The organism is Pseudoalteromonas sp. Z9A6 (assembly GCF_011378805.1).
Taxonomy (GTDB): Bacteria; Pseudomonadota; Gammaproteobacteria; order Enterobacterales; family Alteromonadaceae; genus Pseudoalteromonas; species Pseudoalteromonas distincta.
The window spans coordinates 14,497-35,108 of the sequence record NZ_WTKZ01000031.1 but is presented as its reverse complement, the minus strand read 5'-3'; the positions used below and the strand labels follow the sequence as shown (position 1 = coordinate 35,108).

Sequence of the window (20,612 nt, the reverse complement as noted above, 5' to 3'; positions counted from 1 at the left end):
TATATGGGCAAAAGCTTTAAAAACAAGTTAATTTTTATAATTCACTTTTTACCACTTTCTATAATTAGGGTGCTTTGTAAATTACGCTTAGTTCAATCCCTTGGTTTATTACACTATTCTATAAATGCTATTCTTTTATGAAGTAAGACTCCATTAGCTGAAATTTTGGCTTTGTATGCTAATACTTCAACACCGGCTATTATTGCTTGGTTTAATAACGTGGCGTATTTTTTATCAATATGCGCAGCTGCACTTACGGTATTTATTCCTTCATGTAAAACAGCGAACAGTAATACTGCTCGGTGGCCTTGTTCGATCATTTCTATTAGTTCGCGGATATGTTTTTGTCCACGCAGTGTTTGCGCATCAGGAAAGTAGCCTTGCCCGCTTTGTGGTGCATCTTCGCTTAATAATGTGACTGACTTAACTTCTACATAGCAATTGGGCTTATTTTCGTCTGTGAGTAAAAAGTCGATACGACTGTTTTCGCTGCCGTACTTAACTTCGCTTTGCAATTGACTGTAGTCGAGTAGCTCGCTTATGACATTATTGTTTATTGCTTCTTCTACTACTTTATTAGCCACCGCTGTATTTACACAAATAAGCTGCGATAAGTTATTTTGCGTAAGCTCTAATGAATGCGGGTATTTTCGTTTTGCGTTATCGCTTGTTGAATAAAAAGCAGTAAAGCCTGGCTCAGCGCATCCCGTCATTTTACCTGTATTTGCACAATGTGCGGTAAATTCGCTGCCATCACTTAATTGTAAATCAGCTAAAAAGCGTTTGTAGCGCTTTAATAATATGGCTGGTTGCAGCGCTGGCGTGTACTTCATAATAACTTCCAAAGCGTAAACACTGCTCAGCAGTGTGATTTATGTTATTTATCTCAAGCTGTTGGGAACTTAAGCGCTCTATAGTAAACTCGGTGGCACATTTAAGTGCAAGGGAATTCTAACATGAGTGAAAAATTTGTTGTTCAACTAAGCGAACAAGCAGCAGCGAGTCATTGGGGCGATAATGCGTCATTGTCTTTTAACGAGCGCGGTGCAACTGTTCATTTATCAGAGCAAGACACATTAAAAAATGTTCAAAAAGCAGGCCGTACTATTGCAAGCCAAGGCGTTAAAAATGTTGAATTAGCAGGTGATACTTGGTGTACAGAAAGCCAGTGGGCTTTTTACCAAGGCTTTGTAACACCAAAATCATTAAACGGTGTTGAGTTTGTTGATAACGCACAATCAGATATTAAAGAACTTGCTCACTTAAAAACGTCAGCAATTTGGGCACGTGAAATGGTTAACGGTACTGCCGATGACATTTACCCAGAAAGCCTAGCTGAAAAAGCAGCTGAGTTTATTCAATCATTAGCGCCTGAACACGTAAGTTACCAAATTATTAAAGGTGATGCGTTACTAGAACAACAGTGGATTGGTATTCATGCAGTTGGTCGCGGTAGTGTTCGCCCACCAGTATTGCTTGAGCTTGATTACAACCCAACAGGCGACGAAAATGCACCAGTAAGTGCTGCGCTTGTTGGTAAAGGTATTACGTTTGACTCAGGTGGTTACTCAATTAAATCAAGCGAAGGTATGCTTGGTATGAAGTGCGACATGGGCGGCGCTGCAACAGTAACAGCAGGTTTAGCATTGGCTATTAACCGTGGTATTGAAAAACGTATTAAGCTGTTTTTATGTTGTGCTGAGAACTTAATTTCGGGTCATGCATACAAATTAGGTGACATTCTTACTTACAAAAATGGCACAACAGTTGAAATTGTAAACACGGATGCTGAAGGTCGCTTAGTACTTGCTGATGGCTTAATGGCAGCAGGAGAGACTGGCGCTCCACTTATCATTGATGCAGCAACACTAACTGGAGCAGCGCTTGTTGCTGTTGGCCAAGAGTACAATGCATTATTTGCACTTGATAAAGAACTTGCACGTGAAGTTGAAAGTTTTGCATCTCAAGAAATGGAAGCTGCTTGGCCACTTCCTCTTGAAAAATGGCATCAACAAAACTGCCCATCTCCTTATGCTGATACAGCAAATAGCCGTGCACAAAAGGGTGGCGGTTACGGTGGTGCATCGAATGCTGCAGGCTTTTTATCACGCTTTGTGCCAAACGATGGCAAAGGCTGGGTGCACATAGACTTAGCTGCTGCTTTTAACATGGGCAGTACAAGCCAATGGGCAGCGGGCGCAACAACTCAAGGTATGCGTACGGTTGCTCGTACCCTACAAGAAAAAGCATAATATTTACTAAATTATGCTTTTTACACTAAAAATAGGCACCTTTGGGTGCCTATTTTTTAATTTACAGGCAAGCAATTTTATTTCATTTGCGGTAAAATCCGTCGCCAATACCTGTTTGAGTTTAATTTTTGCTTAACTCTAAGCTGCGCTCAAATCTTATATCCACCACTGGGGTTTCTAATTATGTCAGATAAGTGCTACATCACAGCTCAACAGCTGCTTGAAGATTCGTTCCGCGTAGCGGCACAAGTATACCAAGATGGCTTTCGTCCTGATTTTATTATTGGTATTTGGCGAGGTGGTGCACCGATCGGTATTGCTGTTCAAGAATATTACGATTATAAAGGCATTGAGACTGACCACATTGCAGTGCGTACATCGTCTTATTACGGTATTGGTAAACAATCTAAAGAAATTAAAGTCCACGGTTTGCATTACATTGTTGAGAACGCAAATGCAGGCGACTCATTATTAATTGTTGATGATGTATTTGACTCTGGTCGTAGTATTGTTGCATTAAAAGAAAAGCTTTCAGAGCTTATGCGCTTAAACTTGCCACGTGATATTCGTATTGCATGTCCGTACTACAAGCCAAAAAACTCAAAAGTAGACACTGTTCCAGATTATTATATTCATGAGTCTGAAGAGTGGTTAGTGTTCCCGCATGAACTATCGGGTTTAACACCGGATGAAATTATTGCAGGTAAATCTGATCTTGTGAAAATTCATGACATTTTGCTAGAGAAGTAATCAGTAATTTGTATAAATAAAAAAAGGCCGTTAAGGCCTTTTTTTATGGGTAAATTTTAAATAACTTAAAGTTGAGCAAAGCTATCTACGTATTCACTTAGCTTTGGTATATCGACTGCTTGTAAGCCATCGTTACTTCTAAGTACCAAGCCTTTTTCGACAAGTTCTGTAACAACACGTCTGTAAGCTCGCTCAGTGGTAGCAAAGCGTTCGGCTTCAGCATTTACAGTTGGATAGGCTCTAAGTAGCGTAGGGTTGTTGTTCTCGGCCCTTAGTAAGCAATCTTTGGCTATGTTGTAGCTCAATGGTAGTAGTAGCTTATCTAAATTGATTTTTTGGTTTTCCTGAAATTTAGCCGCAATAGTTTGTGCGGTGTATAAACTCAGTTCTGGTTTTTCAAGCAGCAGAGCACGCCAATGTCTTAATTCAATAAGATTATAAGTTACATCGCTAAAGCACGTTACCGTATAAATACACGGATTATTATTTAGCGCTTCTATTTCACCAATAAGGGTGTTGTTACAATCCAATTGTCCTAACAGCAGGCGTCGTCCATTACCTACGTCGTAACTAAACGACACAGTGCCACTGCGTACAAGCACAAGCTTGCTTAAAGGCTGATCTTGATGGATCAGAACTTCTTTTTTTGATTGTTGATAGCTACTACCGGCAAAGGTTAAAAGCTGATCAACAAGGTAACTAGAAAAATGGTATTGAAACATCAATGTGCTCTTCGGACATTTGTCCTATTTATTACATCTTAATGACGTTAGCATTAAGACACTAAGAATTTACGCTAACTTGCTACTAATATTATTAGCTTTGCTAATAATATTATTTTACCTTCATTTCCCGTGTAATGATTTAAGTATTTGCTGGTGTTTTCCGGCAAACTTTTTCAGGTTTTTAAGCAAGTTAGCTTTTTTATTTTGTTGTAACTTTGCAATACTTATAAGTGCCATAAGTTAGCAGTACATGTAATGCTAACCTAAAGGCTAGGAGAGAACAATTGAGTTGGGAATATTTAGGCTATATTGCAACAGCTTTATTGGTTGCATCGTTAACAATGACAGATGTAGTAAAACTGCGTTGGTACAACATGTTTGGTTGTATTGTATTTACTGCATACGGTGTTGCCATTGGCGCAGTGCCTGTTATTTTTACCAACGGCTTATTGTCGCTTGTAAATTTATATCACATTATAAAAATATATCGCCAACCTAAAGTTGAAGACGCTAAAAGCTAAAATAAGTTATCTGCACAAAGTAAGTTAATGGTTTTAATTAAAATCAAAAACTTCAGCTTTTGTGCAGTCCAGCTTGAAGCGTATATAGATAATCTCATATCACTCTACATAACTTACCTCTGAACCATGCTGTATTCTCCTACTTAAAAGATGATTTCATTAGGTTTTAATACGCCGAACGTTAGCTAAATTCTGTTCGCGGATAACAAATATATAAATAAGCGCTTCTAAAAATTCCATTAAAAAATCCGATAGCAGTATACTGCTATCGGATTTTTATCTGTTATACCAACCTGCTTATATGTGGGTCTATTTAATGCTTCAAAGCGTTTAAATATTTATGTAGGTTGTGGTATTTACGCTTTTTCTAAATCTTCAACGTCACCTAAGCCAGCAGTTAGTTCTTCAAGTAATTGCTTTATTTCCTCAGAAGCTAAAATAAAGTCAGCATCAAGTTTTAAAGCCATATCTTCTTTAGGAATATCTGCGTTCTCTTCTTTTAGAGTTTCAGAGTAGCTTAAACGCTTGATAGAGCCATCGTTTTGCAGCATAAACTTAAGGCGTTCTTGCCAATCAAGTGCCAGTTTAGTTACGCGTTTACCACTTTCTAAGTGCGATTTAACCTCATCACATGCCAGATCATGGCCTTTTAGTTTTACTTGTGCACCGCTGTCGTCAGCTTCTTCAAGCTCAGCGTCAGAGCCAATTGCAAAGCCTTCTGGTGTACTAAAGTTAGTTAACCAATCAGTTAAGAATACATCTAGGTCGTAGTTAGCAAACGCAGGTACAACTGGGAGCGTTCCTAACGATTTACGAAGTAGTGCCAGTAGCTCTTCAGCTTTATTAAAGCTGCCACTATTTACAACCACCCAGCCATTTTCTTGGTCAATAAAGGCAAATTGTAAGCTCGACTTTTTAAATGCCTGGGGTAGAAGAGTATGAAGAATGTTTTCTTTTAATTCGTCTTTTTCTTTCTTTTTAACAGGGCGGTTTTCTTCGGCTTCTATCTGATCAATCTTCTCAGTAACTAGTTCGTTAATAACAGAAGCTGGGAGTACTTTTTCTTCACGTTTAGCGCAAACTAAAATACTTTTTTGAGAAAAATGCGATAGTGTTTCGCCATGCTTTCCAAACGCTTTTGTCCAACCAAATGTTGCAAGCTCTTGACCAGTACATGGGCGAAATAAATCTTGCTCTAATGCTTTATCAAAATCTTCTTGAGTGTATGAAACGTCTTGCTTAAAGCGGTAACAAATAAGGTTACTAAACCACATAGGGGAATTGATCCATTTGAAAAATTTGTCCAATCATAGCAATAAAAACAGCATCTCGAAATGACTGATTTGTTACTAGGGCGTGTTGAACTTTATGGATTGAAATTTGTTCAATCTAAGGAAGATTAAATCGCGGCGCGAGGTTTGTAACCTAGTGGGCTAAGTAAAAACCAAACATGTTGCTGCAAATTCAACCACCAAAGATCAACACGCCCTAATAATTTAACGTATGAACTTTTTTTATTCATATTTTTCAAAAATAGGCATTGGCTTAGCCATGTTCTTTGGAAATTGAATATAGTAACGCAGACCTTTGCCAGGTTCACTCGTTGCATCAATAGATCCGCTAAGAGTTTGTTTAACTAAATTAAACATTATATGGGTACCTAATCCGCTTCCGCCCTCATCGCGTTTAGTCGTAAAGAATGGGTCAAACAATTTTTTCAATTGCTCACTGGTAACTCCGTTACCGTCATCTTTGTAATCAATCGTTAAGTTAGTGTCATCTGCGCTTATTTTGATATCCATCACACCGTTGCTTTTACCTTCAAAGCCATGAATGAGTGAATTCATAATTAAGTTAGTAAAAATTTGGCTGATGGCGCCTGCAGGTAAATTTAAAACTAAATCATCAGGGCATTCTAATTTTATTGTATGGGATGTCTTTTTTAGTTTTGGATGCAGTGAGCGTATTACTTCGTTAGTGTAATCTTTAAAGTTAATAGTTCTTACTGCTTCACTGGCCTGATCGACCGCTATTTGCTTAAAGCTAGCAATAAGCTCTGAGGCTCTATCTAAGTTAGTGGTTAACAAACTTGTACTTTGTTTTGCTTCGTTAATAAATTCTTCTAGTGCTTTTGGTGAAAGTGTTTTTTCACTATAAGCACTTTCGAGTTTATTTAAGCGTTCTTGCAAAAACGATATTGCCGTTACACCTATCCCAATAGGGGTGTTAATATCATGCGTAATACCCGCCACAAGTCCGCCTAGTGCTGCCATCTTCTCTGTGCCTAATAAACGTTCCTGTGCAAGGCTTAATTCTTCTATATAACGTTGGGATTCAGTTTGTTTTGAAATTAGCTCTTGCTCTGTGCTGCGGCGCAAGTCTATTTCTTCAGTGAGCACAATTTTTTGCTTTTCAAGTTCGTATTTTTGCTGTTGTAATTCCATCATTGCTTGGCTTAAGTTTGATGTTTTACGGGCTACGTCTTGCTCAAGTTGTATGTTGTGATGATCGAGCTTTTCGTTACTAATAATGAGTTCTTTTTGGGTGTGCTCAAGCTCTTTTCTGTACTGAACCACTTTATCTATTAGTTTGTTAAACGACTGCTCCATTACTTTTAGTTCGTTATGCTCCTCTGTTTCTATTTCGATGTGTTGTCCTTCTAGCTCATCTAATTCTAGGTTTTCTAGTTGCTCAGTAAGCTCAGCTAAGGGATCTGTAAGAAGCTTTCTAAATGCCATTAAAAATAAAATGATTAAAAAGGTAGTTTTAATCATCGCATTACCAATCAAAAAGTAGATTGATACCATAATTCGGCTTAAAACAACTTCTCGGCTAGAAAATAAGGTAACGTCACCCACTTGGGTAGCACGGCCAGAAAATTCAAAAATAAGTGGAAAGGTGTAACCAAACAGACCGGATTTCGCGTCTTCTAAAATTGCTTCTTCTTGTACTAACTGTTGGTTATATAGCTTATGTATGTCGAGCGAGCGCCCTAATTGTGAAATAATTTCGCCGCTGTCGTCTCGAACAATAATCCCTTCAATCATGGGAATGGCGAGTAAACCTTCTGCTGTTGTAATTGTTTGCTTGGTATTAAGCTCCCAAATTGCACGTGTTAAGCTACGACTAAAGGTTTTTTGTAATGTACTTAATTCATCACGTATATAGTCTTTAGTATTGAGATATTCAGCAAGCACCTGTCCGCAAGTCACTACGAAGGTAAGCAAAAAATAAACGGATAAAACGCTTGTTAGTAGCTTCTTAGAAAGGCTTTTTTGTAACATGAGTGACTTGTTCATCCTTTGTTATTTTTGTAACGTTACTATTGTAATTTAAAAGTTAGTCAATAAACCTCTAAAAATAAATAAAAAAGTTAAAATTTAATAAGATAAATCTAATTAAATAGGTATGTAGTATTAATGTAATTAAATTCAGCTATGAATTAGTAAATTTGTTAGACGTTAAGTTTTGTAAGTTTGATTAGAATTTAGTTTCGTTAATCATATTTAAATGAATTAATTCTATATTTATCATTGCATTGAATTATTAATGCGCTAAGTATTTAGATGCGTGTTAAAGTGTCTTGAGTGCAAAGGAAGATGGTCTTTTAATAACTTTGATGGTTGTGTAGTAGTAAACATGATGAAATTTTCGATATTAGTCTGTGATGATTCTGCTGTTGCTCGTAAACAAGTCGTGCGGTGTTTAAATGAGTGTATAGATGCAGATATACAACAAGCTATAAATGGAGCAAACGCCCTCGATCTTTTAAGAGCACAAAACTTTGATTTACTGTGCCTAGACCTCACCATGCCAGAGGTTGATGGTATACAAGTACTTGAAACTATAAAAATAGAAAAAATAGAGTGCTTTGTGTTGGTTATTTCTGCTGATATACAGGAGAAAATGAAGCAACGAGTCGCCCAACTTGGCGCAATTGATTTTATTGATAAACCTATTAACAAATCAAGCTTAAATAAAATATTGCATAAATTTGGCATTCATTAGGTTTTTTCATGTTAAAAAAGGCTGTTTTATCTTTTAATTTAGGGTTGACAGCATAGCCTTTGTTAAGGCAGTCTTAACATATGAAAACAATTAATCGCGTACTGACCATTATTATTACAACCATCATTCTTACTGGATAGTGGCATAGGTCGGTGCAACAAATTTAAAGGCCTGTGTTCACTTAGAACACAGGCCTTTTTTCGTTTTATGGGATGAGGAACATAAACAATGCGAGTTTTAAAATTTGGTGGGTCTTCACTTGCCGATTATGCATGCTTACAACAGGTAGCTCAGTTAGTTAAAGCACAGTTAAAAGATGAAATGTTATTGGTGCTTTCTGCTCCAGGTGGAATGACCGATTCGCTAGTTGCACTCGCAAGTGCCGCAGAGCAAGGCTTAGATTTTTCGCAGCAATGGCAAGCATTAGCGAGTCGCTGTGAAGGCCTAAAAGCTGACGTTGAAAAAAGTGGCGTAGTAGTTACAATCTGGCCAGATCTAAGGGAACTTAAAAATAAACTAGATGGCGTGTCGCTTATACAGTGTTGCCCTGATCAAGTTCGCGCATTTGTAATTAGCTTTGGAGAGCGCGTTAGCGTTTCTTTAATGCAGGCTTTATTGAACTCGCACGATGCAAGATACTTAGAAGCAACAAGCTGTATCGCCTCAACTGGTGGTTATATCGACGCCGAGGCTGATTTAGTAACAAGTAAAGCGCGCTTTCAAGCTGTGCTTAAAGAAAATCCTGCAACTATTTATATCATGCCTGGTTTTACTGCGAGTAATGACAAGGGCGAGCTTACAACGCTTGGTCGTAATGGCTCAGACTACTCAGCAGCAATTGCAGCAGCATGTTTAGAAGCTGAGATTTGTCAAATTTGGACAGACGTTGATGGCGTATACAGTGCTGATCCTCGTTATATTAAAAAAGCCACTAAAGTAGATTTTTTATCTTATAAAGAAGCGATGGAGCTTTCTTACTTTGGTGCAAAAGTACTTCACCCAAAAACAATTTTACCGTGTGCTAAAGCAGGCGTGCCATGTGAAATTAAAAATACGCATAACCCAGACGCACAAGGCTCATTAATTGGTAACGATTATTCATCTGATGAGCCCGTAAAAGCGCTTTCTAGCTTACAAGACCTTGCAATGTTAACTGTTTCAGGCCCAGGCATGAAAGGTAAAGTAGGCATGGCGTCTAAGGTATTTAACGCGCTTGCTCATGATAACGTATCAATTGTATTGATCACGCAATCATCATGTGAATTTAGCATTAGTTTTTGTGTGCACGAAACAGACCTAGCACTTGCACTCGATGCGCTACAAACTGCATTTGAGCTTGAATTACAAGCAGGACTTATTGAGCCTGTACAAGTACAGCGTAATTTAGCCATTGTTACTTTAGTGGGCGACAACATGCGCGCACACCGTGGCTTAGCGGCTAAGTTTTTTGCATCGCTTGCACAAGCGCAAGTAAATATTGTGGCAATTGCACAGGATTCTACAGAAAGTGCTATTTCTGCGGTAATTGATGGTGAGTTATGTAATGACGCTGTAAAAATATGCCATGAAAACTTTTTCACGCATGTGCCGTCAATTGATGTGTTTTTACTAGGTTGTGGCTTAGTAGGGCAAGAGCTTATTAATCAGCTTGAACGTCAGCAAGCTTGGCTTGAAAAGCGTAATATTAAACTTAACTTGTATGGTGTTGCTAACTCTCGTCAATTACACCTTGATAACGAAGGCATCGCTTTTAGTGATTGGCAGCAAAAATTGGCCTTATCTGAGCAAGCATTTGATTTAAAATTAGTAGAGCAATTTGTTAAGCAAAACCACTTAGTGAATCCGGTATTAGTAGATTGTACATCTTCAGATGCACTTGCTGCGCAGTATGTAGACTTTTTAAATGCAGGCTTTCATGTGGTTGCAGCTAATAAAAAAGCGACAACAAGCTCATACACGTATTACCAAGATTTAATAGCTGCTACGCAAAAGAATAATCGTAAATTTTTATACGAAACTAACGTTGGTGCAGGCTTACCAGTAATCGATAACTTGCAGTCATTATTTGGTGCCGGTGATGAGTTACTAGAGTTTAGCGGTATTTTATCAGGCTCACTTTCGTATATGTTTGGCGCACTTCAAGATGGTTTATCACTTTCTGAGGCAACTATTAAAGCCAAAGAAAGCGGTTTTACTGAGCCAGATCCTCGTGATGATTTATCGGGTACCGATGTAGCACGTAAGTTACTGATCATTGCTCGCGAAGCCGGTATGAAATTGGAGCTAAGCGATATTGAAGTTGAGTCAGTATTACCACAAGGTTTTGCACAAGGTGATAGCGTTGATGAGTTTATGGCAAAACTACCAAGCCTAGATGCTGATTTTAATGACCGCATTCAAAGTGCTGCGAGCGAAGGTAAGGTACTTCGTTATGTAGGTACAATTAAAGGAGGTCACTGTAAAGTAGGTATTGAGGCTGTTGATGAAAAACATGCGCTTAATGTAATTCGCGATGGCGAAAACGCGCTTGCTATTTTAAGTCAATACTACCAGCCACGTCCGTTTGTTATTCGTGGTTATGGTGCAGGCTCTGAAGTAACAGCAGCGGGTGTATTTGCTGATATTTTAAAAACACTATCGCGCTAGGAGCTCGTTATGATTGAAGTATATGCTCCGGCGTCTATTGGTAATTTTGCAGTAGGTTTTGATGCACTTGGCGCAGCGCTTGCGCCAATTGATGGTAGTTTATTAGGCGATGTAGCCGTTGTAAGTGCAGCACCAAGTGACGAATTTATTTGTACTGGCGACTACGCTCACAAGTTACCAAGTGATGCGAATGAAAACTTAGCGTACCAGTGTTTAGTACATTTTAGAGCGCATGTTGCGCCTGATATGCCAAGCGTAAAGCTCGAGCTTAAAAAGAATTTACCAATTGGATCTGGACTTGGTTCTAGTGCATGCTCGGTCGTGGCTACCTTTGCTGCCCTTGATAAGTTTGCACAAACTAACTTAAGTCAGGTTGAGCTTATTGAGCTTATGGCTGACTTTGAAGCTGTAGTGAGCGGTGGTCGTCATTACGACAACATCACGCCATGCTATTTAGGTGGTTTGCAATTAACAGGTGATTTAATCCCTGATAAATCGATTGCACTTCCTGTTGATGAAAATTGGTACTACGTTGCTGCGTTCCCTGGTTTTTCACTCAACACTGCAAAAGCGCGCTCGGTTTTACCAAAAGAGTTGAGCATGCATGCAAGTGTTGAGTTTGCACAGCGTTTATCGGCATTTAGTAGCTTACTGTTGACTAATCGTTTTGACGATGCACTTAGCATAATGAAAGATGAAATAGCAGAACCTTACCGCGCACCGCTTATTAAAGGTTTTAGTGAAGCCAAAGCAAGCTTACCAGCGTTGGGCGCTGAAATAGTGAGTATTTCGGGCGCAGGACCAACGTTATTTACTGTGTGTAAAACACTGGAATCTGCACAGCAATGCGCGCAGTGGTTAGAGGCAAATTACATTAACGAGCAAGGCTTTTGCCACATTTGTAAATTAGATAACGACGGCACGCGTCAATTAACAGTTTTATAGGATAGGTAGTCATGCAATTACATAATTTAAAAGATAGCTCACAAAAAGTGTCGTTCGTTGAAGCCGTAAAAACAGGTTTAGGTCGTAATCAAGGTGTGTTTTTCCCTGAATCCCTTGCCCCACTGTCTGATGTTGATACATTGCTTGATATGGACTTTGTTACACGCAGTGGCAAAATATTATCTCACCTAATTGGTGATGAGCTGCCAAGCGACACTGTGGCACAAATGGTTAAAAATGCATTTAACTTTCCAGTTAAGCTGGTAGAAGTTGAAGAGAATACATACTGCTTAGAGTTGTTTCATGGTCCTACGCTTGCGTTTAAAGACTTTGGTGGTCGCTTTATGGCTGAGTGTTTAGCGCAATTTAATAAAGATGAAAAAGTAACTATTTTAACCGCAACATCGGGCGATACTGGTGCAGCCGTTGCACATGCTTTTTATAACAAGCCGAATATCGATGTTGTCATCTTATATCCTAAAGGCAAAATTTCACTTGCTCAGCAAAAGCTATTTACTACGTTAGGTAACAATATTCATTGTTACGCAGTTGATGGCAGTTTTGATGATTGCCAAGAGTTGGTTAAAAATGCCTTTTTAGATGAAGAAGTTAAATCAACACTTGGGCTTAATTCTGCTAATTCAATTAATATTAGCCGTTTAGTTGCTCAGGTTTGTTATTACTTTGAGGCCATTGCACAACTACCAAAAGAAAAACGCGCAACAGCGCATATATCAGTGCCAAGTGGCAACTTTGGTAATGTATGTGCTGCAATGATTGGTGCGGTTATTGGCTTACCTGTAGGTAAATTAAGTGCAACAACCAACCAAAATGATACTGTGCCGCGCTTTATGCTTGATAAAACCTGGACGCCAAACGCAACACTTGAGTCGCTTTCAAATGCAATGGATGTAAGTAAGCCAAACAACTGGCCGCGTGTGCAAACAATGTTAGATAATAACTGGTTTAGCTACGATAACTTTTATTCAACTAGCGTAAACGAGGAAGACACGCAATTGGTGATGAAAAAAATTCAACAAACGGGTTATGTTGCAGAGCCCCACACTGCTATTGCGTACCAAGGTCTTGTTGAAAATCGAGCGCCTGGTGCTGCGGGTATCTTTTTAGCAACCGCTCATCCTGCTAAGTTTAAAGAAAGCGTAGAGGGTATTTTAAATATTGAATTAGGTATGCCAAAACCACTTAGCGACGCACTAGCAAAACCATGCCTAGCAAGCGATATAAAGGCCGATTACGACGCATTACGTACAGAAATACTTGCTAAACTTGGCTAAGTTAATTAATTCAAAAAGGCGGTTAAGCCGCCTTTTTTTATAACTTTAGGCTATTAAATCTAGTGAATTGCATTTACTAATTAAATGTAGGAAATAGCATTCATTTAAAATCGTTATGGTTTTATAAGAAAATATCATCTTAAAAAGTCTGTGAAATAGTTTCAATCCCTGTTTAAATATCCTCAACTTAAGAGCGTAGGCAAAGAGTCGTTTAAAGCGTACAATAAAGCCTCTAAAAAACACCATACACGTTGCCCTAGGAGACCCCAATGTTAGAACGTAGCATGAATATTTCGGATTTTGATCCAGAGTTATTTGACGCGATAAACAAAGAAACTGCTCGCCAAGAAGAGCACATTGAACTAATCGCTTCAGAAAACTACTGTAGCCCACGCGTACTAGAAGCGCAGGGTTCACAGCTTACAAATAAATACGCAGAAGGTTACCCTGGCAAACGTTATTATGGCGGTTGTGAGCACGTTGATGTTGTTGAGCAATTAGCAATTGACCGTGCTAACGAGTTATTTGGTTCTGACTACGCAAACGTACAACCACATGCTGGTTCGCAAGCTAATGCTGCTGTTTTTCTAGCGCTATTAGAAGCAGGCGACACTGTACTTGGTATGAGCTTAGCTCATGGTGGTCACTTAACTCACGGATCACACGTAAGCTTCTCTGGTAAGCTTTACAATGCAATTCAATACGGACTAGATGAAACAACGGGCGAAATTGATTACGCACAGGTTGAAGCACTAGCACTTGAGCATAAACCAAAAATGATTATTGGTGGTTTCTCAGCGTACTCAGGTATTGTTGATTGGGCTAAATTCCGTGAAATTGCTGACAAAGTAGGTGCTTACCTGTTTGTTGATATGGCTCACGTTGCAGGTTTAATTGCGGCAGGCGTTTACCCAAGCCCAGTTCCTCATGCACATGTTGTAACTACAACTACGCATAAAACACTTGCTGGTCCTCGTGGTGGTTTAATTATCTCTGCATGTGGCGACGAAGCAATCTATAAAAAGCTTAACAGCGCAGTTTTCCCTGGTGGCCAAGGTGGTCCTTTATGTCATGTTATTGCAGCAAAAGCCGTGGCATTTAAAGAAGCGCTTCAACCAGAATTTAAAGTATACCAAACACAAGTTGTTAAAAACGCAAAAGCAATGGTTGCTGTAATGCAAGAGCGCGGCTACAAAATCGTATCTGACAAAACTGAAAACCACTTATTCCTACTCGATTTAATCGATAAAGATATCACTGGTAAAGATGCAGATGCAGCCCTTGGTAACGCTAACATCACAGTTAACAAAAACTCAGTGCCAAACGATCCACGTTCTCCGTTTGTAACATCTGGTTTGCGTATTGGTTCTCCTGCAATCACTCGTCGTGGTTTCAAAGAAGAAGAATCAAAAGAGCTTGCTGGCTGGATTTGTGACGTACTAGATAACATCACTGATGAATCTGTACAGGCGCAAGTTAAAGAAAAAGTAAAAGCAATTTGTGCAAAATTACCTGTTTACGCTTAATTGCATAAGCAACAGTAATTAACAGCACAACAGTTAGGGAGCTGTTTATCTTTTGAGATTAAATTTGCGCTGTTTTTGAAGTGGCTCTAAAAGTAGTTTTTGCTTTGTGGCTGGGTTTTGACTCAGTTTATTCGATTATAAATCGCACAGTGCAATTAAATTGGCTCTAGATAAAACAAATTTAAATCCTGAAAGAGCAACAGACCTTAATTTTTGCTAAGATAAAAGACCGCTATTTAGCGGTCTTTTTTGTTTTAAAACGGAAGTAGCGAGCTATGCATTGTCCATTTTGTACCGCAAAAGATACTAAAGTTATTGACTCACGCCTTGTTGGTGGAGGCCATCAAGTTCGCAGGCGCCGTGAGTGCAACGACTGCCATGAGCGCTTTACTACATTTGAAGGCGCTGAACTGGTTATGCCTCGTGTTATTAAACAAGACGGCAGCCGCGAACCATTTAACGAAGATAAATTATTAAATGGCTTAAATCGCGCACTCGAAAAACGCCCAGTGAGCACAGAGCAAGTAGACGAAGTAGTGAATATAATAAAATCGCAGTTGCGTGCTACAGGCGAGCGAGAAATTTCAAGCCATTTGGTTGGTGAATGCATTATGGAAGCCCTCAAAAAGCTCGATAAAGTAGCGTATGTAAGATTTGCCTCTGTTTATCGCTCGTTTGAAGATATACGCGAATTTGGCGAAGAAATTGCCCGCTTAGGGGAGTAATACCAATTTTATTAAAAATATGATCATTCTATCGCATTAAATAGCGCACTCACTGCGTTAAAAATTATTCATATAGAACAACTATATGTCATAATTTTCGCCTTGTTATTGCGCTATTTTCTTAGCGCTATAATGGACCACTTATTTAACGCAATTGGTATAATAAATGCTTAACCAAATTACTTTTACTGAACATGATGAAATGTATATGGCACGCGCCATAGAACTTGCCAAAAAAGGTCGGTTTACTACCACACCTAACCCTAATGTTGGCTGTGTCTTAGTTAAAAATAATCAAATAATTGGCGAGGGTTTTCATCAATTAGCAGGTCAAGGCCATGCTGAAGTAAATGCACTGGCTGTCGCTGGAAAAAATGCACAAGGTGCAACGGCTTATGTAACGCTTGAACCGTGTAGTCATTATGGCCGTACGCCACCGTGCGCCGAAGGCTTAAAAGCTGCCGGTGTGGTAAAAGTAATTGCTGCTATGGTTGATACAAATCCACAAGTTGCTGGCAAAGGCCTTAAAATACTGAGCGACGCGGGTATTGACGTTGCTTACGGGTTACTCGAATCACAAGCTCGCGCACTTAACGTTGGCTTTTTTAAGCGTATGGAGCAAGGCTTACCTTATGTGATTTGCAAAATGGCAGCGAGTATTGATGGTAAAACGGCACTTAAAAATGGGCAAAGTAAGTGGATCACAAGTCCTGCTGCTCGACAAGACGTACAATTACACCGAGCGAAAAGCTGCGCTATTTTAACCGGTGCCGATACAGTGTTAGTAGACGATGCTAAACTTAATGTGCGACTAAGTGAGCTGCCTTGTACACTGCCTACTGATTTGCCGCTTCGCCAGCCCGTGCGTGTTATAATTGACTCTCAAAACCGTTTAACACCGGACCTTGCTTTATTTGAAATCCAAAGTGATGTAATAATATTTACGACTAAGGTTGATAAATCATTGCAATGGCCGCATTTTGTAAAGCATATTGAAGTCAGTGAAAGTAACGGTAAAGTTGATTTACAAGCCGTTTTAGAAAAACTTGGGCAGCTACAGTTTAATAATGTTTGGCTTGAAGCTGGCGCAACACTTGCTGGTAAAATGACAGAGCTTAATTTAGTTGACGAGTTTGTTTTTTATTTAGCGCCTAAACTAATGGGCCATGATGCAAAAAGTTTAGTTAATTTTCCTGAATTGACGAGTATGCAAAACACCGTTGATTTAACATTTAATGAATGTGCGCGCATTGGTGACGATTTACGTATCACCGCGTCAAAACTCATTAAAATCACTTAATAAAAAGAGTAGTGCTATGTTTACTGGGATAATAGAAGCCACAGGAAAAATTGCTTTATTACAAAAAAAACAAGGCGACTTAGCCATTCGTATCCAAAGTGCTGATCTTGATATGACAGACGTAAAGTTAGGTGACAGCATTGCAACTAATGGTGTTTGCTTAACTGTAGTTGATAAACATATTGATGGTTTTAGTGCGGATTTATCTAATGAGACGATTAGTTTGACCGGTTTTGCTCACTATGCTTTAGGACAAACGGTGAATCTTGAAAAAGCCATGCAACCTGTTTCTCGTTTAGGCGGTCATTTAGTATCTGGCCATGTTGATGGTATCGCAACAATTACAAGTATTACTGCAAACGCCAGAGCAACAGAATATTGGCTTACAACTGACGAAAATTTAATGAAATACATTCCGTACAAAGGTTCGGTATGTATTGATGGTATAAGCCTGACAGTAAACGCTGTAGAGGGCAATAAATTCAAATTAACAATTGTCCCACACACGAGTGAGCAAACCACAATTGCTCATTTTAAAGTAGGTACCCAAGTTAATTTAGAAGTCGATCAAATTGCACGTTATTTAGAGCGCCTTATAAAGGGTGCAGAGCAACCAACTGGCTCTGATATTTCGATGAGCTTACTCGCTAAAGCGGGTTTTATTAAATAACGAAACTGACAACTTACACGAGCAAATTTATGAATTTACACAGTGCGCAAGAAATCATCGACGATATTAAAGCCGGTAAAATGGTTATTTTAATGGATGATGAAGATAGAGAAAATGAAGGCGATTTAATAATAGCTGCTGAGCACATTAGCGCAGAAGCGATTAATTTCATGGCTACCCATGGCCGTGGTTTAATTTGTTTAACCATGACGCAAGAGCGTTGCGAGCAACTTGATTTACCGTTAATGGTTAAAAACAATGGTGCAGCATTTTCGACTAACTTTACAATGTCGATAGAAGCATCAAAAGGTGTTACAACCGGTATTTCAGCAGCAGATAGAGCGCGTACAGTGCAAGCGGCTATAGCTAAAGGCGCAGTCCCAAGTGATATTGTTCAGCCGGGACATATTTTTCCTATTATGGCGCAACCTGGTGGCGTATTAACTCGCGCAGGACACACTGAAGCTGGCTGTGATTTAGCGCGTTTAGCTGGACTTGAAGCATCATCTGTTATTGTTGAAATACTTAATGCTGACGGCACTATGGCACGTCGCCCTGATTTAGAAGTTTTTGCGAAAGAGCACGATATTAAAATTGGCACCATTGCTGATTTAATCGAATACCGCAACTTAAACGAAACAACAATTGAGCAAGTAGCAAAATGTAAGTTACCAACTGTTCATGGTGAATTTGATTTAGTTACTTACAAAGACACAATTGATGGCCAATTACATTACGTATTGCTCAAAGGCGATATAAAAGATCAAGAGCCGACAAATGTACGTGTACATTTGCAAAGTACCTTTAACGATATTCTACTTTCAGACAGAAGTGCTGACCGTAGCTGGGGTCTTTCTGAAGCAATGGCCTACATTGCTAAAAATGAAGGTGCTTTAGTTATTTTAGGTAAGCAAGAAAGCACTGAAGAGCTAGAGGCAACTGTGAAAGCATTTGCAGCAGCTGATGCTGGCGAAAGCGTTACGCCACGCAAATTCAAAGGTACATCTCGTACTGTTGGCGTAGGTTCGCAAATACTTGCCGATCTTGGAATTAAACAAATGCGATTAATGAGTCGCCCCAAAAAGTACCATGCACTTTCGGGCTTTCATTTAGAAGTTGTTGATTACGTTGAGCCACAATAAGCATCACGCTTAAACTAGGCTATTATTTTATTTTTATGGTATGATGCGCAGCAATTTTTGCGCAATCGCAACCGCTTGAACTTATTTTTAGGGTTATCAAATGAAAATTATTGAAGGTAATAAGTACGCTCCAGGCAAAAAATTTGCCATTGTCATTTCTCGTTTTAATGACTTTATTGGTAGCAGCCTCCTTGCAGGTGCTGTTGATGAGCTAAAACGCACAGGTGGCGTATCAGATGACGACATTACCGTTATTTATGTGCCAGGCGCGGTAGAATTACCTTTAGCGGCTAAACGCGTTGCGGCAAAAAAAGAGTATGATGCAATCATCGCATTAGGCGTAGTGATCAGAGGTGGTACACCACACTTTGACCTAGTTGCTGGCGAATCAAACAAAGGTCTTGCGCAAGTATCACTTGAGTATGATATCCCGGTTGCATTTGGCGTATTAACCACAGAAAGCATTGAACAAGCAATTGAGCGTGCTGGCACCAAAATGGGCAATAAAGGCGGCGAAGCTGCTTTAGGCGCGCTTGAAATGGTTAATGTGTTAGATAAAATTTAAGTTTAAGGAATTTTTGTGAAACCAGCAGCAAGACGTAAAGCACGTATCTTAGCACTCCAAGCCGTTTATTCTTGGCAAATAAGTGGCAATTTAATTGCCGATATCGAACAACAAATGTTGATCGAAACAGACGTTACTAAAATTGATGTTGAATACTTTAAAGATCTAGCGACGGGTGTTGCTGTAAATTACAAGCAACTAGACGAAGCTGTATCACCACATTTAACACGTCCGTTTGATGACTTAGATATGGTTGAGCGTGCAATTTTACGTTTAAGCAGCTATGAGCTTAAGTTCCGTGAAGACGTACCTTATAAAGTTGCTATTAACGAAGGTATTGAACTGGCCAAAATTTTTGGCGCTGAAGACAGCCATAAATTTGTAAACGGTGTACTTGATAAAGCTGTTAAGCATTTACGCAAGTAAGTAAACCGTTAAAGAGGGGAGCCGGCATAGGCCGGCTTTTTTGTGTATGAAGGAATTTGAATTAATTAACCGCTACTTTAAAGGTCGCGGTATCACCCGTCGTGATGTAAACCTAGGTATAGGGGATGATTGCGCTTTAGTAACCGTTCCACAAAACTGCCAACTTGCCGTTACAACAGACACTCTTGTTGCTGGCGTACACTTTTTTGATGATATTTCCCCTCGTGCATTAGGTCACAGAGCGCTTGCTGTTAATTTAAGTGATTTAGCGGCCATGGGCGCTGAGCCAACTTGGGTTTCAGTTGCGTTAACTTTGCCAAGTATTGACCCACAGTGGATTGAAGAGTTTACTGATGGCATGCATGAAATTGCTGAATATTTTAATGTGCAGATTATAGGTGGCGATACAACTCAGGGTCCATTAACCATCACTATTTGTGCGAAAGGGACTGTACCTGAAGGTACTGCACTTCATCGTAGTGGCGCAAAAGTGGGTGATTGGATTTATGTTACGGGTCCGCTAGGTGACGCTGGACTTGCAATTGAGTCTCGCAAGCAAGGTATAAATATTGAGCCAGAGCATTTAAAGTACGTAAATAAACGCTTTGACTTTCCAACCCCACGTGTTGCTGCAGGGCAGGTATTACGAGGCCTAGCATCATCGGCTATTGATGTGTCGGACGGCTTAATCGCTGATTTAAGTCATATACTCGATATGTCACAAGTAAATGCAGTGGTGAATATTGAAAGTATTCCAACTTCAGATGCGATGCAAGCAAGCCTTGATTTTAATCAGCAGCTGCCATTTATTCTCAGTTACGGTGATGATTACGAATTAATTTTTACGGTCCCTGATAGCAATAAAAGTATGTTAGAAATAAAGCTACGCCAGTATGGTGTAGATGCAACATGCATTGGCCAAGTTAAAAGTGGCGATGGCCAAATTGAGCTTTTACACAACGGTGAAAAGTTTGATTTTGAACCGCAGGGTTTTGAGCACTTTGCAAAGGAGCTGGTTTGAACAATAACCGCAAGTTTAATTTAAAGCGTCCACATCAGTTTTTTGATCTGGGCTTTGGGGCAGGGCTTGCCCCTAAAGCGCCCGGTACATTTGAC

The 20,612-nt window shown here is 39.4% G+C and carries 19 protein-coding genes and 1 pseudogene; 16 read left to right on the top strand and 4 right to left on the bottom strand.

What is annotated here, in order from left to right; genetic code table 11:
• Positions 1-113 precede the first annotated feature (113 nt).
• Complete coding sequence (sfsA, locus tag GQR53_RS12520) at positions 114-833, bottom strand: DNA/RNA nuclease SfsA (protein ID WP_165744072.1); 720 nt, start codon at positions 831-833, stop codon at positions 114-116.
• A gap of 123 nt (positions 834-956) precedes the next feature.
• On the opposite strand from sfsA, the gene pepB reads away from it, so the two are divergent.
• Both pepB and GQR53_RS12510 read left to right on the top strand, forming a co-directional pair.
• Positions 957-2,252 carry an aminopeptidase PepB gene (gene pepB / locus GQR53_RS12515; protein ID WP_002962668.1) on the top strand — a complete coding sequence of 432 codons (1,296 nt, stop codon included), beginning with the start codon at positions 957-959 and terminating at the stop codon, positions 2,250-2,252.
• A gap of 183 nt (positions 2,253-2,435) precedes the next feature.
• Positions 2,436-3,002 carry a phosphoribosyltransferase family protein gene (locus GQR53_RS12510; RefSeq protein ID WP_002962666.1) on the top strand — a complete coding sequence of 189 codons (567 nt, stop codon included), beginning with the start codon at positions 2,436-2,438 and terminating at the stop codon, positions 3,000-3,002.
• Positions 3,003-3,067: 65 nt separating this feature from the next.
• Here GQR53_RS12510 and GQR53_RS12505 read toward each other — a convergent pair whose 3' ends face one another.
• Positions 3,068-3,724, bottom strand: coding sequence for a Crp/Fnr family transcriptional regulator (locus tag GQR53_RS12505; protein WP_002962665.1), 657 nt, complete (start codon positions 3,722-3,724; stop codon positions 3,068-3,070).
• 287 nt (positions 3,725-4,011) lie between these two features.
• Between GQR53_RS12505 and GQR53_RS12500 the strand changes: the two genes are divergently transcribed.
• Complete coding sequence (locus GQR53_RS12500; protein ID WP_165744071.1) at positions 4,012-4,248, top strand: YgjV family protein; 237 nt, start codon at positions 4,012-4,014, stop codon at positions 4,246-4,248.
• A gap of 356 nt (positions 4,249-4,604) precedes the next feature.
• Here GQR53_RS12500 and rdgC read toward each other — a convergent pair whose 3' ends face one another.
• The gene (gene rdgC / locus GQR53_RS12495; protein WP_024603840.1) at positions 4,605-5,522 is read right to left on the bottom strand and encodes a recombination-associated protein RdgC; all 918 of its coding nucleotides are present in this window, start codon (positions 5,520-5,522) and stop codon (positions 4,605-4,607) included.
• A gap of 240 nt (positions 5,523-5,762) precedes the next feature.
• Positions 5,763-7,532: an ATP-binding protein gene (locus GQR53_RS12490; protein ID WP_165744070.1), complete on the bottom strand. Its 1,770-nt coding sequence runs from the start codon at positions 7,530-7,532 to the stop codon at positions 5,763-5,765.
• Positions 7,533-7,887: 355 nt separating this feature from the next.
• Here GQR53_RS12490 and GQR53_RS12485 point away from each other — a divergent pair, with 355 nt between their 5' ends.
• From GQR53_RS12485 to GQR53_RS21135, 13 genes and pseudogenes are all read left to right on the top strand, one after another.
• Positions 7,888-8,256 (top strand): response regulator, encoded by a 369-nt coding sequence (locus GQR53_RS12485; protein WP_165744069.1) that lies wholly within the window; start codon positions 7,888-7,890, stop codon positions 8,254-8,256.
• A 228-nt stretch (positions 8,257-8,484) separates the two neighbouring features.
• Complete coding sequence (gene thrA, locus GQR53_RS12480) at positions 8,485-10,902, top strand: bifunctional aspartate kinase/homoserine dehydrogenase I (protein ID WP_165744068.1); 2,418 nt, start codon at positions 8,485-8,487, stop codon at positions 10,900-10,902.
• A gap of 9 nt (positions 10,903-10,911) precedes the next feature.
• Positions 10,912-11,847, top strand: a complete 936-nt coding sequence (gene thrB, locus GQR53_RS12475) for a homoserine kinase (protein WP_165744067.1) — start codon at positions 10,912-10,914, stop codon at positions 11,845-11,847.
• 11 nt (positions 11,848-11,858) lie between these two features.
• The gene (gene thrC / locus GQR53_RS12470; protein ID WP_165744066.1) at positions 11,859-13,142 is read left to right on the top strand and encodes a threonine synthase; all 1,284 of its coding nucleotides are present in this window, start codon (positions 11,859-11,861) and stop codon (positions 13,140-13,142) included.
• A gap of 269 nt (positions 13,143-13,411) precedes the next feature.
• Positions 13,412-14,668, top strand: a complete 1,257-nt coding sequence (glyA, locus tag GQR53_RS12465) for a serine hydroxymethyltransferase (protein ID WP_002961763.1) — start codon at positions 13,412-13,414, stop codon at positions 14,666-14,668.
• A 275-nt stretch (positions 14,669-14,943) separates the two neighbouring features.
• The gene (gene nrdR / locus GQR53_RS12460) at positions 14,944-15,393 is read left to right on the top strand and encodes a transcriptional regulator NrdR (protein WP_002961761.1); all 450 of its coding nucleotides are present in this window, start codon (positions 14,944-14,946) and stop codon (positions 15,391-15,393) included.
• Between the two features lie 166 nt (positions 15,394-15,559).
• Positions 15,560-16,693, top strand: a complete 1,134-nt coding sequence (gene ribD, locus GQR53_RS12455) for a bifunctional diaminohydroxyphosphoribosylaminopyrimidine deaminase/5-amino-6-(5-phosphoribosylamino)uracil reductase RibD (RefSeq protein ID WP_165744065.1) — start codon at positions 15,560-15,562, stop codon at positions 16,691-16,693.
• Positions 16,694-16,709: 16 nt separating this feature from the next.
• A complete protein-coding gene (locus tag GQR53_RS12450; RefSeq protein WP_002961757.1) occupies positions 16,710-17,363 on the top strand; it encodes a riboflavin synthase in 654 nt (217 codons plus the stop codon).
• A gap of 29 nt (positions 17,364-17,392) precedes the next feature.
• Complete coding sequence (gene ribBA / locus GQR53_RS12445; RefSeq protein WP_024603846.1) at positions 17,393-18,505, top strand: bifunctional 3,4-dihydroxy-2-butanone-4-phosphate synthase/GTP cyclohydrolase II; 1,113 nt, start codon at positions 17,393-17,395, stop codon at positions 18,503-18,505.
• 100 nt (positions 18,506-18,605) lie between these two features.
• A complete protein-coding gene (gene ribE, locus GQR53_RS12440) occupies positions 18,606-19,070 on the top strand; it encodes a 6,7-dimethyl-8-ribityllumazine synthase (protein ID WP_002961753.1) in 465 nt (154 codons plus the stop codon).
• A 15-nt stretch (positions 19,071-19,085) separates the two neighbouring features.
• On the top strand, positions 19,086-19,496 hold the full coding sequence (gene nusB, locus GQR53_RS12435) for a transcription antitermination factor NusB (RefSeq protein ID WP_002961751.1): 411 nt from the start codon (positions 19,086-19,088) through the stop codon (positions 19,494-19,496).
• A gap of 46 nt (positions 19,497-19,542) precedes the next feature.
• Positions 19,543-20,517, top strand: a complete 975-nt coding sequence (gene thiL, locus GQR53_RS12430; RefSeq protein WP_165744064.1) for a thiamine-phosphate kinase — start codon at positions 19,543-19,545, stop codon at positions 20,515-20,517.
• Positions 20,514-20,612, top strand: a pseudogene (locus GQR53_RS21135) (phosphatidylglycerophosphatase A); the annotation flags it as partial. The gene thiL and the pseudogene GQR53_RS21135, both read left to right, overlap by 4 nt.